This window comes from Streptomyces sp. NPDC051662 (genome assembly GCF_040681655.1).
GTDB lineage: Bacteria > Actinomycetota > Actinomycetes > Streptomycetales > Streptomycetaceae > Streptomyces.
In genome coordinates, this window is record NZ_JBFAZD010000018.1 from 165,291 (window position 1) to 182,130 (window position 16,840).

At 71.0% G+C, this 16,840-nt stretch carries 16 protein-coding genes; 2 read left to right on the forward strand and 14 right to left on the reverse strand.

Features of this window, described 5'->3' with window-relative positions; translation table 11 throughout:
* The first annotated feature begins 119 nt into the window (after positions 1-119).
* On the forward strand, positions 120-1,055 hold the full coding sequence (locus AB0M67_RS27715; protein WP_365749729.1) for an ABC transporter ATP-binding protein: 936 nt from the start codon (positions 120-122) through the stop codon (positions 1,053-1,055).
* Positions 1,052-2,671, forward strand: coding sequence for an ABC transporter permease (locus AB0M67_RS27720; protein WP_365749731.1), 1,620 nt, complete (start codon positions 1,052-1,054; stop codon positions 2,669-2,671). The genes AB0M67_RS27715 and AB0M67_RS27720 overlap by 4 nt, the downstream gene beginning before the upstream one ends.
* Positions 2,672-2,742: 71 nt before the next feature.
* Here AB0M67_RS27720 and AB0M67_RS27725 read toward each other — a convergent pair whose 3' ends face one another.
* The 14 genes from AB0M67_RS27725 to AB0M67_RS27790 form a co-directional block, all read right to left on the reverse strand.
* Entirely contained in the window at positions 2,743-3,336 is a 594-nt protein-coding gene (locus AB0M67_RS27725; RefSeq protein ID WP_365749733.1) for a Uma2 family endonuclease, read from the reverse strand.
* Between the two features lie 126 nt (positions 3,337-3,462).
* A complete protein-coding gene (locus AB0M67_RS27730; protein WP_365749735.1) occupies positions 3,463-4,122 on the reverse strand; it encodes a response regulator transcription factor in 660 nt (219 codons plus the stop codon).
* Positions 4,119-5,369 (reverse strand): histidine kinase, encoded by a 1,251-nt coding sequence (locus AB0M67_RS27735; RefSeq protein ID WP_365749779.1) that lies wholly within the window; start codon positions 5,367-5,369, stop codon positions 4,119-4,121. Before AB0M67_RS27735 ends, AB0M67_RS27730 begins: the two co-directional genes overlap by 4 nt.
* A 322-nt stretch (positions 5,370-5,691) precedes the next feature.
* On the reverse strand, positions 5,692-6,534 hold the full coding sequence (locus AB0M67_RS27740; RefSeq protein WP_365749737.1) for an NAD(P)H-binding protein: 843 nt from the start codon (positions 6,532-6,534) through the stop codon (positions 5,692-5,694).
* A gap of 93 nt (positions 6,535-6,627) precedes the next feature.
* Complete coding sequence (locus AB0M67_RS27745) at positions 6,628-7,512, reverse strand: alpha/beta hydrolase (RefSeq protein ID WP_365749739.1); 885 nt, start codon at positions 7,510-7,512, stop codon at positions 6,628-6,630.
* A gap of 136 nt (positions 7,513-7,648) precedes the next feature.
* Positions 7,649-8,836 (reverse strand): kynureninase, encoded by a 1,188-nt coding sequence (gene kynU / locus AB0M67_RS27750; RefSeq protein WP_365749781.1) that lies wholly within the window; start codon positions 8,834-8,836, stop codon positions 7,649-7,651.
* 100 nt (positions 8,837-8,936) lie between these two features.
* Complete coding sequence (locus tag AB0M67_RS27755; protein WP_365749741.1) at positions 8,937-9,782, reverse strand: tryptophan 2,3-dioxygenase family protein; 846 nt, start codon at positions 9,780-9,782, stop codon at positions 8,937-8,939.
* Positions 9,783-9,874: 92 nt separating this feature from the next.
* Complete coding sequence (locus AB0M67_RS27760) at positions 9,875-10,717, reverse strand: DUF3152 domain-containing protein (RefSeq protein WP_365749743.1); 843 nt, start codon at positions 10,715-10,717, stop codon at positions 9,875-9,877.
* Between the two features lie 319 nt (positions 10,718-11,036).
* A complete protein-coding gene (locus AB0M67_RS27765) occupies positions 11,037-11,450 on the reverse strand; it encodes a DUF3151 domain-containing protein (RefSeq protein ID WP_365749745.1) in 414 nt (137 codons plus the stop codon).
* A 2-nt stretch (positions 11,451-11,452) separates the two neighbouring features.
* Positions 11,453-13,075 (reverse strand): MFS transporter, encoded by a 1,623-nt coding sequence (locus AB0M67_RS27770; protein WP_365749747.1) that lies wholly within the window; start codon positions 13,073-13,075, stop codon positions 11,453-11,455.
* A gap of 112 nt (positions 13,076-13,187) precedes the next feature.
* Entirely contained in the window at positions 13,188-14,219 is a 1,032-nt protein-coding gene (gene fbaA / locus AB0M67_RS27775) for a class II fructose-bisphosphate aldolase (protein WP_365749749.1), read from the reverse strand.
* A 154-nt stretch (positions 14,220-14,373) separates the two neighbouring features.
* Entirely contained in the window at positions 14,374-14,913 is a 540-nt protein-coding gene (gene pyrE, locus AB0M67_RS27780) for an orotate phosphoribosyltransferase (RefSeq protein WP_365749751.1), read from the reverse strand.
* A gap of 23 nt (positions 14,914-14,936) precedes the next feature.
* Entirely contained in the window at positions 14,937-15,731 is a 795-nt protein-coding gene (locus tag AB0M67_RS27785) for an aldose 1-epimerase (RefSeq protein ID WP_365749753.1), read from the reverse strand.
* Between the two features lie 9 nt (positions 15,732-15,740).
* The gene (locus AB0M67_RS27790) at positions 15,741-16,490 is read right to left on the reverse strand and encodes an SRPBCC domain-containing protein (RefSeq protein WP_365749755.1); all 750 of its coding nucleotides are present in this window, start codon (positions 16,488-16,490) and stop codon (positions 15,741-15,743) included.
* Positions 16,491-16,840 lie beyond the last annotated feature (350 nt).

The following is a 16,840-nucleotide window of genomic DNA, read 5'->3' on the forward strand; positions in this document are numbered from 1 at the left end:
TCCTCGCTACTCATCGGCCCATCGTCTCCCCTGCTCGGCGTCCACTTCGATCTTAACCCGAACGCTTTTTACGCTTCCTTAACTTCATAATTTTGTGAAAGTAGCGTACGTTCCGAAACATGACGAAGGCAATCACCGTCGCCGGACTGCACAAGTCGTTCGGCCGGACGCACGCGCTGGACGGCCTCGACCTCGCCGTCGAGACCGGCGAGGTCCATGGCTTCCTCGGCCCCAACGGAGCAGGTAAGTCCACCACCATCAGAGTCCTCCTCGGACTGCTGCGCGCCGACTCGGGGGCGGCCCAGTTGCTCGGCCGCGACCCGTGGAAGGACGCGGTCGAACTGCACCGGCGCGTGGCCTACGTACCCGGGGACGTGACCCTGTGGCGGAACCTCTCCGGCGGCGAGGTCATCGACCTGTACGGGCGGCTGCGCGGAGGGCTGGACCCGGCCCGGCGGGCCGATCTCGTCGAGCGCTTCGAACTGGACCCCACCAAGAAGGGGCGTACGTACTCCAAGGGCAACCGCCAGAAGGTCGCCCTCGTCGCCGCGTTCGCCTCGGACGTCGATCTGCTCATCCTCGACGAGCCGACCTCCGGGCTCGACCCGCTGATGGAGGGGGTCTTCCAGCGGTGCGTCGAGGAGGAGCGCGACCGGGGCAGGACCGTGCTCCTCTCCAGCCATGTGCTGAGCGAGGTCGAGGCGCTCTGCGACCGGGTGAGCATCATCCGCAAGGGTGTGACCGTCGAGTCGGGTTCGCTCTCCGAGCTGCGCCATCTGACCCGTACGAGCGTGAGCGCGGAGCTTTCCGGCGAGCCGAACGGACTGGGCCGGCTCCCCGGTGTGCACGACCTCGACATCCAGGGGAAGCGGATCAGGCTCCAGGTCGACACCGACAAGCTGGACGCCGTACTGCGCTCCCTCTCCGAGTCCGGCATCCGCTCGCTGACCAGCACCCCGCCCACCCTGGAGGAGCTGTTCATGCGCCACTACGCGGCCGACGACGCCTACCCGGCCGAGGGCGCGCCCGCGACCGATCCGGCGGTCGCGTCATGACCGCCACCACCCTGGCCGTGCCGCTGGCACGCACCGGCGGCACCCGGCAACTCGCCGGCACCGGGACGCTGTTGAGGCTCGCTCTGCGCCGGGACCGGATCATCGTCCCCGTGTGGGTGCTGGTGCTCGGCGCCTCGTTCCTGTCCGTCACGCAGTCCGTCTCGACGCTGTACGACACGGACGCCAAACGGGCCGATCTCATCCAGTCGATGTCCGCCAACGGCTCACTGCGCGCCCTGTACGGACCCGTCTTCAGCGACTCCGTGGGCGGGCTCACCTCCTGGCGCATGATCGCCTTCGGCGCCGCGCTCGCGGCGGTGATGAGCCTGGTCATCGTCGTACGGCACACCCGGGAGGAAGAGGAGACGGGCCGTCAGGAGATGCTCTCGGCGGCGATGGTCGGGCGCCGGGCGCCGCTGACCGCCGCGCTGCTCACGGCGCTGATCGCGAACGCCGCGCTGGTCCTGGCGGTCACCGCCGGGCTCGTCGGCAACGGGGAGGCCGCCACCGGCGCGCTGGCGCTCGGCCTCGCGACCGGCGGGGTCGGCATGCTCTTCGCCTGCACCGCCGCCATCGCCGCGCAGGTCACCGAGAACGCCCGGCTCGCGAAGGGCATGACGGCCGCCGTCATCGGCGCCGCGTTCGTACTCAAAGCGGCGGGCGACGCGTCGACCGACGACGGTTCGTCCGTACTGACCTGGCTCTCCCCGATCGGCTGGGCCGAGAACGTACGCGCCTACGCCGACGAACGCTGGTGGGTGCTGCTGGTCCTGCTGGCCGCGATCGCCGTACAGGCCGTCCTCGCGTACACCCTGGCGGGCCGGCGCGACCTCGGCATGAGCTTCCTCCCCGCGCGACCGGGACCCGCGACGGGCGCGATCGACACGGCGGGCGGGCTCGCGTGGCGCCTCCAGCGCGGCAGCGTGTTCGGCTGGGGAATCGGCTTCCTGCTCTCCGGGATCATGTTCGGCGGTATCACGGACGGCGCGGCGGATCTGGTCGGCGACAACGAGGGAACCCAGCGGATCATCCAGCGGATGGGCGGCCAGCAGGGACTGACCGACGCCTTCCTGGCCGCGATGGTCGGCATGCTGGGGATGGTCGCGGCTCTGTACGTGGTCGCGTCCGTACTGCGGCTGTACGCCGAGGAGACCGGCCGGCGCGCGGAACCGGTCCTCGCGGGCGCGGTCGGCCGGCTCCGCTGGGCCGCCGGGCATCTGGCGATCGCCTTCGGCGGCGCGGTCCTGATCATGGTGCTCGGCGGGCTCGGACTCTTCCTCGGCTACGGCGACGATCTGCCGGGAATCCTCGGCGCCGCCCTGGTCCAACTGCCCGCGATCTGGGTCCTCGGCGCGCTGGCGGTCCTGCTGTACGGGGTCTTCCCGAAGGCGGCCGTGGCCGCGTGGGGAGTCGCGGGCCTGGCCCTGGCCCTGGGCTGGATCGGCCCGGTGCTGGAGCTGCCGCAGTCGGTGATGAACCTCTCGCCGTTCGGACACCTGCCGAAGCTGCCGGGCGAGGAGATGGCCTGGACACCGGCGGTGGTGCTGACGGCGCTCGCGGTGGCGCTGGTGGCGGCGGGCCTGGCGGGGCTGCGCCGCCGCGACCTGCTGAACTGACCGGAGACGCGGGCGGCCCGCCTTGTCCACAGCCTGTGGACAAGGCGGGCCGATGTGTGGCGCTGCGCGCGTCAGCGCACGTAGTGCTTCAGGATCTCGGTGTCCAGCTCGATACCGACGGGGTCGGGGAGAGTGACCGTCTCTCCGAAGTTCGCCACCTGGCGACAGCGGTAGCCCTCAGGCGCCGGCCGACTGTGGACGGTGACCGTGCAGTCGTCGCGGTCGATCAGCAGATAGAGAGGAATCCCCGCGACGGCGTAAGCGAGAGGCTTCTCTTTCCGGTCCCGCTTATCAGTGTCCGAGTCGTACGACGTCACCTCGACCGTCATCAAGACGCGCGCCGGGTCGGCCCAGTCTCCCTGCCCCGCGAAATTCCCCTCCGGGGCAAGGACGGCATCGGGCTTGGCCCGGCCCTTGCGGTATGCCTCGACCAGCAGCCCCAACTCGCCCCCCGCATAAAGCCACAGGTCGGACCGAACCTGCATGCAGCGCTTCTGCAGCCACCTGACGATCTCGCTGTGGTCGCCATCCGTCACGCCCTTGAACCCGATCCGTCCGTTGATGAACTCCAACCTGACGGTGTCGGACTGCCTCTCGATGAGTTTGGCGATCTCTTCGAACTCCTCGACGGACATCTGGACCGCGCGCTCTGCCATAACTGTCATGGTGCACCTCCTGTCAGGTGGACACCAGCGTGGCGTGCCCCCGAGCGGACGAAACGGTTCTTTCCGGTGCGATCACTCGTGCGAGTGATCACATGACCGATACTCGCCACCCCGCTCGGACTCGGCTCAGCTCGGTGTCACCAGCCGAGCCTCGTACGCGAACACCGCCGCCTGCGTACGGTCCCGCAGCCCCAGCTTCACCAGGATGCGGCTCACATGCGTCTTGATCGTGGACTCCGCGACCACCAGATGCTCGGCGATCTCCGCGTTCGACAGCCCCTGCGCGATCAGGACCAGGACCTCCGTCTCGCGCTCCGTGAGATCACCGATCCTGGCCATCGCCGGGGCGCGCGGGGTCTCCGAGAGTTTGGAGAACTCCGTGATCAGACGGCGGGTGACGGTCGGCGCGAGCAGCGCCTCGCCGGAGGCCACCACCCGTACACCGTCCGCCAGTTGGCGGGCCGAGGCGTCCTTCAGCAGGAAGCCGGAGGCGCCGGCGCGCAGCGCCTGGTAGACGTATTCGTCGAGGTCGAAGGTGGTCAGCACGAGGACCTTCGCGTCGGCGTCCGCCGCGACGATCTCGCGGGTCGCCTCGATACCGTTCAGCTCCGGCATCCGGATGTCCATCAGCACCACGTCGGGGTGGAGCACGGCGACCTGGCGCACGGCCTCGCGGCCGTTCACCGCCTCGCCGATGACCTCGATGTCCGGCATCGCGTTCAGCAGGACCGAGAAGCCCTCGCGGACCATCACCTGATCGTCGACGATCAGTACCCGGATGGTCATGACGCGTCCCCGTCCCGCACGGCGGCCACCGGAATGAAGGCCGCGACCTCGTAGCCGCCGTCCTCCAGGAGGTCCGCGGTCATCTCGCCGTTGAGCATCGTGACACGCTCCCGCATCCCCGTGATGCCGTGCCCGGAGCCGGGCGACGGTTTGACCGGACCGCGCGGCGGAGTGTTCACGATCCGCAGACCGAGCCCGCCCAGCACATACGAGATCTCGACCCGCGCGGTCGAGCCGGGCGCGTGCCTGAGCGCGTTGCTGAGGGCTTCCTGAACGATGCGGTACGCCGACAGCTCGACACCCTGCGGCAGTGAGCGCACCGATCCGGTGATCGTCTTCTCCACGGTCAGCCCCGCGTCACGGACGTTCCCGAGCAGTCCGTCGAGATCGGCGAGCGTGGGCTGCGGGGCGTCGGGCGCCTCGTAGTCCTCCGCCCGTACGACCCCGAGGACCCGGCGCAGCTCCGTCAGCGCGGCCACGGCGTTCTCCCGGATCGTGACGAACGCCTGCTCCAGCTCGGGCGGCGGGTTCTCCACGCGGTACGGGGCCGCCTCGGCCTGGATCGCGACGACCGACATGTGGTGGGCAACCACATCGTGCAGCTCGCGGGCGATGGTGGTGCGCTCCTCCAGCAGCGTGCGCCGGTCGCGTTCGACGGCGGTGACGCTCTGCTGCGCGGCGACCTCCTGCTCCGCCTCGCGGCGGACATGCAGCACGGTCACGGTCAGCAGGACGAGCGCGGAGAGGAAGAGCATCATCAACGAGGTGGGGGCTCCTCCGGTCCCGTAGCCGCGGTTGAAGAGGATCTCCATGCAGAACGCGTACGCCGCCGTGAGCACCCACATATAGGCGCCGGTGCGCGGGCGGGTACGGATCGCGGCCACCGTCAGCACGGTGAGGTAACCGAGGAAACTGGCGGCCCCCCAGGGCCACGCGTCGTACGACAAGGCGCCCAGCGCGGCGGAGACCGCCATCGACAGCCACAGGGCACCCACCGGCCTGACCATGGTGAGCAGGACCGGGATCGCCGGAAGGAAGCCGAACAGACTGCCCTCATCGGCGAAGCCGACGAACATCACCATCAGCGCGGACGCCGTGATCAGGACATGCGGGGTCCAGACCGCGTGCTCACGTATCCGGCCCGGCAGCCGGCGGGTGATCGGGCCGTCCGTCCGCATGGGTTCGAGCGGACGGTAGGCGAAAGCGTCGTGGAAGAGGTCCTGGCGCATGCCCTCAAGCGCTCCCATGGCCAAGCGGAACTCGGGGCTCCGGGTCTTCCCGGTATCTGTCTCGGTCACGTTGCCACGGTAAGCGGAGGGAGGGACGGGGTCGTCACCAGCGAAGCGGATCCTTGCCCGTCCGTCCCAGGTACTACTGCGCGTCTCCGGCACTCACCAGGGATGACGTGCGCCGGAGACGGTGGGCGGCGGCCGGAGGCTGTCGGAAGCTGTCGGAAGCCGCTCGAAACGGTGGCCGGCGGTGGCCGGCGGTGGCCGGCGGTGGCCGGCGGTGGCCGGCGGTGGCCGGCGGTGGCCGGCGGTAGGCGGCGGTAGGCGGCGGCGGTCGGGATCAGGCCCGGAACGCCGCCGCGTGCTCCGCCGCCCACTCCGCGAACGTACGGGCCGGCCTGCCGGTGACCTCCTCGACCGTGCCCACCACGGTCCTGCCCTCGGGCGGAGTGTCCCGGTAGACCATGATCAGGAAGTCGATCACATCCTCGGGCCGGCCCGCCGCGCGCCACCGCTCCTTCGCCGTCTCCTCGCTCAGCTCCACGAGCGCGATCTCCCGCCCCCGGGCCGCCGCCAGCGCGTCCACCTTGTCCTGGAGGGTGAGGGTCTCGGGCCCGGTGATCAGATACGTACGGCCCGCGTGCCCCTCCTCGGTGAGCGCGACCGCCGTGACCGCGCCGATGTCGGCCTCGTGGATCATGGCGCTCAGCCGGCCGGCGAACGGCTCGGCCACGGTGTCCTCCGTACGGATCGCCTCCGCCCACTCCAGCGCGTTGGACATGAACTCGACGGGCTGCACCACCGTCCAGTCCAGCCCGCTCGCCTCGACGGCCCGCTGGAGCGGGGTCTCCTCACCACCGAAGAGGACGGTCGCCCGCCGGACGCCGGCCTTCCGCGCCAGCTCCACGATCTCGGGTCCGGTCTCCAACGGCGCGAACAGCGCCCCGCCGAAGGTGATCAGATGAATCCCGGTGACGCCTTCGAGGGCGGGGGCGAGGCTCGCCGGGTCGGTGAGATCACCGCGTACGACATCGACGCCGGGGAGGACCGTTCTCGCCTTCTCGGGGTCACGGGTGAGCGCGCGGACGGTGTGACCGCGGCGGAGGAGTTCGGCGACGACGTGCCGGCCCACGGTTCCGGTGGCGCCGGTCACAAGCACGGTCTGGCTGGTGTTCTGGGTCATGGGGAGACCGTAGGGAGGCTTGCGGTCGGTTTCTGTCCGCGTCTCCCGGCGCCCGGAAGGCGCGGGGAGACCGCGCTCGGAAGGCGCGGGTCCTCACCAGGCGAGCTGGGCGATCTCCTCCGCCACCACCGCGCACGCGTCCGCCGCCGGGTCGATCAGCGGGAAGTGACCGACATCCTCCAGCAGCGTGAGCCCCACCATCTCGCCCGCCCGGCCGGCCGCGTCCACGAACGCCTCGGAGACCGCGTACGGCACGGTGAGGTCCGTACGGCCCTGGACCACCGCCGTGGCGATCCCCGTCGGCAGCAGCGCCGCCGGGTCCGCGCTCTCCCTGCGCTGCTTGAACTCCTCCTCGCCACCGAGCAGTTGGATGGGCGCCCCACCGCACACATCCAGCTCAACGGCGCGTACGAGATCCGCGATCGGCGCCAGCGCGACGACCCCGCGCAGCGGTGGGGGTTCCGGCAGCCGCCACGGCGAACCCACCGGCAGCACATGCCGGGCCGCCGCCCACAGCGCGAGATGGCCGCCCGCGGAGTGACCGGTCAGCACGGTCCGCCGCGCGTCGGCCCGCGGCAGCGCGCCCGCGGCCAGCGCGGGCAGCGCGTCCATCGCCGCGGCCACATCGTCGAACGTCTCGGGCCAGCGCCCCGCCACGGGCGGCCCGTCGCCCTGCTGCGGAATCGCGGGACCCCGCCGGTACGCGACATTGGCGACGGCGAATCCGCGGCGGGCCAGGAAGTCCGCGAAGGGGGTCAGGTGCGTACGGTCGTACGGCGCGCGCCAGGCGCCGCCGTGCAGAACGACGACGAGTGGCACGCGCTCCTGGTCGCCCCGCGGGGCGTAGAAGTCGATCACCTGATCAGGGTGCTCGCCGTACGCGGCGGTGGCATCGGGCCGGACGACCGGATGGGAGAAGACCGATTCGGTCTCTGCGGCGTCACGAGCAAGGGCATCGTGCGCGGCGGGGTCCGGCATCTTGCTCCAACCTTTCGGTACGGGGGCCGAATTGACCTGATCAGCGGGGACGCTATCAGCCCCACGGGGGCCCGTTCACCCCGATGCCCGGCGGTCGCGGGGGGCGACCGCCGGGTCACTGTGGCCAGGACAGGGCCTAGCTTTCGGCCGGCACCTCGGTCAGGACCTCACCGAGGACCCTCGCCGCCCGTTCCGCGTCGGCGAAACCCGTATAGAGCGGGGTGAATCCAAAGCGCAGCACGTCCGGCCTGCGCAGATCTCCGACGATCCCCCGGGCGATGAGCGCGGCCATGACGGCGGGCGCCTCGGCGCAGCGCAGTGCGATCTGGCTGCCGCGCTCGGCGTGCGCGGCGGGCGTGAGCGAACGGACCCGGCCCGGCGGCGCGTACGCCTCCACGCACTCCAGGAAGAAGTCCGTGAGCTCGAGGCTCTTCTCCCGTACCGCCGCCAGGCTCACCCCTTCCCAGACATCGAGGGCCGCCTCCAGGGCCAGCATGGAGAGGATGTCGGGGGTGCCGACCCGGCCCCGTACCGCGCCGTCCGCCGCCGCGAAGTCCTGGGACATCGCGAACGGATCGGTGTGCGAGTTCCAGCCGGGCAGCGGGGAGTCGAAGCGGGCCTGGTGGCGCTCGGCGACGTAAAGGAAGGCGGGCGAACCGGGCCCGCCGTTCAGGTACTTGTACGTGCAGCCCACCGCGAGGTCGACGCCGTGCTCGTCCAGACCGACCGGCAGGGCGCCCGCGCTGTGGCAGAGGTCCCAGACGGCGAGCGCCCCGGCCTCGTGCACGGCGGCGGTGATCCCGGGGAGATCGTGCAGCCGGCCGGTCCGGAAGTCGACATGGTTGACGAGCACGACGGCGGTACGCGGCCCGAGCGCGCCGAGCAGCTTCTCGGGGTCGAGGGGGACGATCGGCAGGCCGGTCATCCGGGCCGCGGACCGCGCGATGTATCCGTCCGTGGGGAAGGTGGTGGCGTCGACGAGGATCTCGTCCCTGGCCGGCTCCGCCGGATCCAGCAGCCGTACCGCGCCCACCACGGCCTTGAAGACATTGACGCTGGTGGAGTCGCCGACCACGATCCGGCCCTGCCCCGCGCCCACGAGCGGGGCGATACGGTCACCGATCCGCTCGGGCGCGGTCCACCAGCCGCTCTCGGTCCAGGAACGGATACGCAGCTCGCCCCACTGCCGGGTGATCACATCCTGGACGCGCTCGGGGACATGGCGGGGCAGCGCGCCCAGTGAGTTGCCGTCGAGATAGACGGAGTCGTCGTGGAGGGCGAACAGATCGCGCAGTGGGGCCAGTTCGTCGGCGGAGTCCAGCATCGCGGCCTGAACGGCGAGGGACTTGTCCTGGGACGCGTGGTGTTCACGGGTCCCGGAGGTCGTGTGTGACGCGGACACTGGTGACTCGGGTTCGCGTGGCTCAGACATGGCTGCGCGCCGTCCACAGCTCGGGGAACACGTTCTTCGTGGCCCGCTTCTCCAGCCAGGCCACGCCCGCGGAGCCGCCCGTACCGGTCTTGGATCCCATCGCCCGCCTCGTCGCCACCAGATGGTCGTTGCGCCATCGCCACACCAGCTCGCCGACATCCGTCAACGCCTCACCGAGCCCGATGAGTTCGGTGTGCTGATCGGGCTCGCCGTATATCCCGGCCCAGATCTCCTCGACCGCCCGCGACGGCTCGTACCGGCGCGCGAGATCGCGGTCGAGCACGTCCGCGGGCACCGGCAGCCCGCGCCGGGCGAGCAGCCGCAGGACCTCGTCGTACAGGCTCGGCTCCTGGAGCGCCTTCTCCAGCTCGGCGTGGACGCGCGGCGCGCCCCGGTGCGGGACGAGCATCGACGCGGACTTGTCGCCGAGCAGGAACTCCATGCGCCGGTACATCGCCGACTGGAAGCCGGAGCCCTCGCCGAGCGCGGCGCGGTACGAGTTGAACTGCGCGGGCGTCAGCCGGCCGAGCGGCTTCCAGGAGGCGTTCAGCGCTTCCAGTTCGTGTACGGACCGCTTGAGCGCGTCGATCGCCACCGGGATCCGGTCCTCACGCAGCGCGCGGGACGCGGTCTCCCACTCATGGACGAGGACGGTGAACCACAACTCCATGACCTGTGTCGTGACGAGGAAGACCATCTCGCCCGGGTCGTCGGAGCGCGGGTGCTGCAGATGGGTGAGGACGTCCGCCTGGACATAGTCCTCGTACGGGGTGGTCCCGGCGAAGTCGAGGTTCGGGGCTTCCGAACCGGCTTCGGGGACATCGGAGGCGTGCGACATCTCTGTCTCCTCGCTATGTGCTCCGGGTAGCGGTCCGCCCCTTCCGTGTTGGTTACGGAGCCCCGGTCCCCTCCCGGCATCATAATCCGGGGTCAGAGCTCCGGGCCTGTGATGTACTTCCCGTTCTTGTCGTACGGCCAGGCGTTGGACGTGCAGCCGTCCAGGCCCTTGATCTGCTGCATCATCACCGGGGCGAGCCGGCCGGGGCCGGAGCAGCCCAGATGCGTACGCAGGCCGATCTCGTGGCCGACCTCGTGGTTGATGATGAGATGCCGGTATTCGGAGGCCGGTCCTTCGAACGTCGGGGACCCCAGGATCCAGCGCCGCAGATTGACCACGACACCGTCCACGGTCTCGCAGTTCAGCTCGCCGTGCGTGTCGAGTCCCTGGGCGCCGCAGAGCTTGTCGGCGGTGGCCGGGGTGGCGATACGGATGACGAAGTCGGCGTTCGCGGAGACCAGCTGGAAGGAGCCCCGGCCGTGTGCGGCCCAGCCGTGCGGATGGTCGAGGATCCGCTCGATCTCGGCCGCCGCTTCCTTCGCGGAGAGGTCGATCCCGTTCTCGACCTGGACGCGGTAGCGGCGCGGCGGCCCCTCGCCGACCGGGTCGCCGTGCGCCCGCGCGGTGGTGAAGGTGCCGGGGCCAGAGGCGGGGACATGGGGCGCTTCCGGGGATTCCTCCTCGGCGGGCTCGCCGCTGGGCGACGGGGACGACGAGGGCGGGGGCGGGGGCTTCGGGGACGAGAGCTCCGGGGACGGCGCGACGGGCGACGCGGGGAGCACGTCGGCGGTCGTGGTGGCCCCGCCCTCCCCCGTACCGCCACCCCGCCAGGCGGCGACGGCGGCGCCCGCGCCGAGGAGTACGGCGACCAGGCCCAGTGCTACCAGGGCCAGCCGGGCGGGCGGACGGCCGCGACCACGGCGCTTCCCGCGCACGCGGGCACGGACACGGTCACGACCGCGGCGGCCTATTCGACGGACTGCGGCGCGCTTACCCAAAACGAACGTCTCCCCTGGTGCGACCGGCGTTGGGGGAGAGGCGCGGGTGGGTGGCCTCTGTGCCGGGGCGGGCTGATGATCTGCTGCGCGCGATCGATCAAACCGAAGGCCCGCGCCCTTGATGACGGACGGGGCCTTCGATGGGTTCCGCTTGGGGACGATCAGCAACGATCGGTTGCGTGGCGGCCGTGAGGGAACGCGCGGCCCCCGGTCGGGGAGCCGCCGTGGAGACGGGTATCAGCCGGGCAGGCGCCGGTCAGCCGAGGGTGTCGGCCGCGAGCGGCGAGGAGTCGCGCAGGAACGTCGCGCAGCGCTCGTACTCGTCCTGCTCCCCGATCGCCTGTGCGGCGCGGGCGAGCGCGTGCAGGGCACGCAGGAAGCCGCGGTTCGGCTCGTGCTCCCACGGCACCGGGCCGTGCCCCTTCCAGCCGCTGCGCCGCAGGGAGTCCAGCCCGCGGTGGTAGCCGGTCCTGGCGTACGCGTACGACTCGACGACATGGCCGTTCTCGAACGCGCCGTCGGCGAGCTGTGCCCAGGCCAGCGAGGAGGTCGGATATTTCGCGGCGACGTCGGCGGGCGGCGTGCCGTTCGCGAGCAGCTCACGCGGCTCGGGATCGTCGGGCAGCTGAGTGGGGGGCGGTCCCCCCAGCAGGTTTTCATGGATGGCCATACCTACAGTCTGCCTTGCTCCGGCCCGGCGGACCCCGCGTCCCCGCCTCTGCCAGGACCCCCGCCCGTACCGCCGCCCGGACCCCCACTCGGACCTTTGCCCGGAGCGCCACCGAATCCGCCACCGGGCCCCCCGCCCGTACCGCTGCCCGGCCCGCCGGCACCGCCGCCCCCACCGCCGGCCGCTCCCTCCCCTGCCAGCCGCTCCAGGGGCGGTGCGGACAGTCCGCAGTTCACCCGGCACTCGGGCTCGGTCCGGTCGGCCGCCGCCTTCGGCGTACGTACCGCCGCCCAGGCGATCAGCGCGCCCGCCACCAGCACGCCCGCGCACAGCGGCATCGCGCGGTGGAAGGTGGTGTCGAACTGGGTCGCCGAGTGGTACGCCTCCAGGCCCGTACCCGTCAGCAGCGGCAGCGCGGCGACCGCGAGCAGGCCCGCCGCACGGGCCGCCGCGTTGTTGATACCGCTGGCCAGACCCGCGCGCGCGTTGTCCACGGAGGCCAGCACCGTCGATGTCAGTGGCGCGACCAGGGTCACCATCCCCATCCCCAGCACCACCAGCGCGGGCAGCACATCCGCGAGATACGAGGCGCCCTGGCCCACCCGCAGCATCAGCAGCAGCCCCGCCGCACACAGCAGCGGCCCCACGGTGAGCGGGATCCGCGGGCCGATCCGCTCCGCCAGTCCGCCGGAGCGCGCGGAGAGCAGCAGCATCAGCACGGTCGTCGGCAGCAGCGCCGCCCCCGCGCCCAGCGCCGAGTACCCGACGACCACCTGGAGCTGGAGCGCGGCGAGGAAGAAGAAGCCGCCGAACGCCGCGTACACGCAGAGCGTCACCAGATTCACCGCGCTGAACTGCCGGGACGCGAAGATCGACAGCGGCAGCATCGGATCCGGTCTGCGCCGCTCGACGAGTACGAAGACGACCGCGACCAGCACCCCCGCCACCCCCGACCAGACCGCCTTGCCGATCAGCGAGTAGGTGATCAGCGCCAGCGCCGCCGCACCGAGGAACGCGCCCAGCACATCGAACCGGCCGTGGTGCGCCGGATCCCTGGTCTCCGGTACATGGCGCAGCGCCACCGGTACGCACAGCGCGGCCAGCGGCACATTGATCAGGAACACCCAGCGCCAGCCGGGACCGTCGACCAGCCAGCCGCCGAGAAACGGGCCGATCGCCGCGCCGACCCCACCGAGCCCCGACCACACCCCGACGGCCCGCGCGCGGTCGTCCGGGTGGAAGCTCGACTGAATGATCGCGAGCGAGCCCGGTACGAGCAGCGCCCCGCCCACACCTTGCAGGGCGCGGGCGATGATCAGCACGAGGGCGCTCGGCGCGACCCCGCACAGCAGCGAGCCGCATGCGAACCAGACGATCCCGATCACAAAGATCCGCCGCCTGCCGTACCGGTCGCCGAGCGATCCGCCCAGCAGGATCAGCCCGGCCAGCGTGAGCATGTAGGCGTTGACGGTCCACTGGAGGTCCGCGAGATTCGCGTTCAGGGAGTCCCCGATATGCGGCAGCGCGACATTGACGACGGTCGAGTCCAGCAGGGCCATGGTCGAGCCGAGCACCGTCGTCAGAATGACCCAGCGCCCCTTGGCGGAGGACAGCCTGATGTCCATACGGGGATCATCCTCGTCCCGAAGCCCGGTGGCGACCCGGCGGACGGTAACGAAGGGCCCGGCATCGTGACCGATGCCGGGCCCGCCGTACGGGAGATACCGCTCCCGCGCGTTACTTCAGCTTGGTGCCCGTCGAACGCAGCGCGGCGCACGCCTCGGTGACACGCCTGGCCATGCCCGCCTCGGCCAGCTTGCCCCAGGTACGCGGGTCATAGGTCTTCTTGGAGCCGACCTCGCCGTCGACCTTCAGCACACCGTCGTAGTTCTTCAGCATGTGGTCCGCGACGGGACGCGTGAAGGCGTACTGGGTGTCGGTGTCGAGGTTCATCTTCACGACGCCGTTCTCCAGCGCGGTGGCAATCTCCTCGGCCGTGGAGCCGGAGCCGCCGTGGAAGACGAAGTCGAAGGGCTGGCTGCCGGCGGCCCTGCCGTACTTGGCGGCCACACCGTCCTGGAGGTCCTTGAGCAGCTCGGGGCGGAGCACGACATTGCCCGGCTTGTAGACGCCGTGGACATTGCCGAAGGACGCGGCCAGCAGGTAGCGGCCCTTCTCGCCGAGGCCGAGGGCCTCGGCCGTGCGCAGCGCGTCCTCGACGGTGGTGTACAGCTCGTCGTTGATCTCGTGGCTGACGCCGTCCTCCTCGCCGCCGGTCGGGGTGATCTCGACCTCAAGGATGATCTTGGCGGCGGCGGCCTTGGCGAGCAGTTCCTCACCGATGGCCAGGTTGTCGGCGAGCGTCTCGGCGGAGCCGTCCCACATATGCGACTGGAAGAGCGGGTTACGGCCGGCCGCGACGCGCTCGGCGGAGATGTCGAGCAGCGGACGGACATAGCCGTCGAGCTTGTCCTTGGGACAGTGGTCGGTGTGCAGCGCGACGGTGATGTCGTACTTCGCGGCCACGATATGCGCGAACTCGGCGAGGGCGACCGCACCGGTCACCATGTCCTTGTTGTACTGGCCGCCCAGGAACTCCGCACCGCCGGTGGACATCTGGATGATGCCGTCGCTCTCGGCCTCCGCGAAGCCACGCAGTGCGGCGTGCAGGGTCTGGGACGAGGTCACATTGATGGCCGGGTAGGCGAACTTGCCTGCCTTCGCCCGATCGAGCATCTCGGCGTAGACCTCGGGGGTTGCGATGGGCATCGGGCCGCTCCTTGTGATGTGCGGGTGAGAGGTGCTTGTCCCTGACCTGGGGGCGACGTCATCGTCACCCCCATCTTTCCAGACTCCTGTACGGACTCCACCCGGGTCCCGGCCGTTTCACGTGAAACAGCCGAGACCCGGCCGAAAGCCCAGCTCAGCCGAGACCCAGTTCATCCAGCGCATAGACATTGAGGTACGGAAGACCCGCCTCCGCGATCGCCGGAGCGGCGCCCCGCTCCACGATGACCGCGACCGCGACAACCTCGCCGCCGGCCTCACGTACCGCCTCGACCGCCGTCAGCGGCGAACCGCCCGTGGTCGAGGTGTCCTCGACCACCAGACAGCGGCGCCCCTTGACGTCCGTACCCTCGATCCGGCGCTGCAGGCCATGCGCCTTCTGCGCCTTACGGACAACGAACGCGTCGAGCCGCTGCCCGCGCGCAGCGGCGGCGTGCAGCATCGACGTCGCCACCGGATCGGCGCCCAGCGTGAGCCCGCCGACGCAGTCGAAGTCCAGATCGGCGGTGGCGTCGAGCATGACCTGACCGACCAGCGGCGCGGCATGACCGTCCAGCGTGATCCGGCGCAAATCGATGTACCAGTCGGCCTCAAGCCCCGAGGAGAGGGTCACCCTGCCGTGCACCACGGCCTTGTCCTTGATCAGTTGCAGCAGCTCAGCCCGTACGTCAGTCATGCCCACGAGCTTAGGTCCTGTGTTCAGAGCCGCCGCCAACGCCAGGTCGCGGCGATCTCCAGCGGCTCCAGGAGGGTGACCAGCCGGGGCGCGGTATTGAGCCCGTTCGGCGGACCCGACTGCGGCTCCACACAGACCGCCTCCGACTGCTCGTCATAGATCACCACCCACTCGGCGCGGCTCGTGACCTTCAACTCCAGCCGCTCGGGCCAGGTCAGGGTCACCTCGACACCGTCAGGCATCCCGAAGCAGTCGTCCCAGGGACCGGGGCGCGGCGTGATCCTGCGCCCGGTGGGCAGATGGTCGGCCCCGCGCTCCTCCTGCCACGCGGGATCGAAGTCGACACGCGCCTCACTTCCCCCCAGATCACGCAGAAACCACGGGTGCCAGCCGGCCTGGGCCGGGAAGGACGTGTCGTGGGTATCCACCCCCAGCCCCAGCGTCAGCGAGTCCTCGGTCAGCTCGAAGGTCTGGGTGACCCGGCCGCTGTACGGCCAAGGGTCGGCGAGGTCATAGGTGAACGCCGCCTCGCTCCCGGCCACCCGCGCGGGACGCCAGGCCGTGTCCCGGCCGGTGCCATGGATCGCGTGCGGCGGGGAGTTGAGCGGCATCTGATGGACGACCCCGCCGTTGCGGAACTGGCCGTTCTCGATCCGCCCGCACCACGGCACCATCGGGAAGCAGCCGTACCGCTCGCCCTGGCGCAGCAGTTCGGTCCCGCCGATGCGCAGACTGCTGATCCGGCAGCCGTTCGCCGGGTCGATGGTCAACTCGGCGTCGCCCGCCGCCAGTCGGATGTTCTCTTCGCTGCTACTCACACCACGACACTACTTGCGCCGACGCAGTGCCCGTCCGACCACCACGGCGGAGGCGAGCGCGAGCGCGGCGGCGGGCGCGACCCAGCGCAGTGTGGCCCGCGCGCCACCGGCGTCGGGAGCGGGTACGGGCGCGTAACGCCCACGCGGCGGCGCGTGATCCACTTCCTCGGCGCTGCGCCCGATCATGGTGCGGCGCGCGTGCGCGGCCTCGGCCGGCGGCTCGTCCGGAATGATGAAGTCCCCCTCGCCGGAGACGGTCTCCCCGTCAAGAGCGAGACCGGGCGCCTCGGGTCCGAACTCCGACAGCGCCTCCGCCACGATGTCCTCCGGCGGCTCCGTCTCCTCCCCCAGCCGCGCGACGAAACGGTCCAGCAGCCGACGCGCCGCGGCGGTCGTCGTCTCGGCGGGCAACTCCGCGAGGCGGCCCTCCGAACGCGATCCGCCCGTGAAGGCGAGCGTCGTACCGTCCGGCGTCTCCATCAACCGCACGGTGAGCGTCAACTTGGCGGAGCCGGCGCCCCGGACCTCCTCGCCCTCGCCCTCCACCTCGAAGACACCGTCCCGCTCGGTGAGCGTGAGCGTGCCCCGATAGGTGATCGTGTGACCGCCGATACGCACCTTCATACGCCCGGAGAGCGGCCCGGCCGACTCCTCCGCGTCGTGCTGAAGCCCCGGCACACAACGGGCGACACGAACGGGATCGCCAAGCGCCTGCCGAAGAGCCTCTGCCGTGACCGGAACGAACACCTCATGCTCCATAAGCCCCGAGCGTAGCCGTCCGGCGGTGCGCGTGGGCGCCTTCCGGCGGGGGGCGGTTTCCGGGGTGCGGTGCGCCTCCGGCGGGGGTGCGGGTGCGGTGCGCCTCCGGCGGGGTGCGGGTGCGTGGCCGGGTGCGGGTTGTCGCCGGTGGTCGCTCCGGGCTCGCGCCCGGGACTGCATGCTGTGCTTTCCCGGGGGACACCCCCGGACCCCCGTACGGCGCGCAGCTGCCCTGTCGTTGGTTCGGGCGGTCATGCGCCACAAATCACGCTCTACGTCCCGGACACGACCCCTGCGCGCCCCCCTTCACCGCCCGCTCAAGCGGCCCGGTCGTGCGCGAGGCGGCCCAC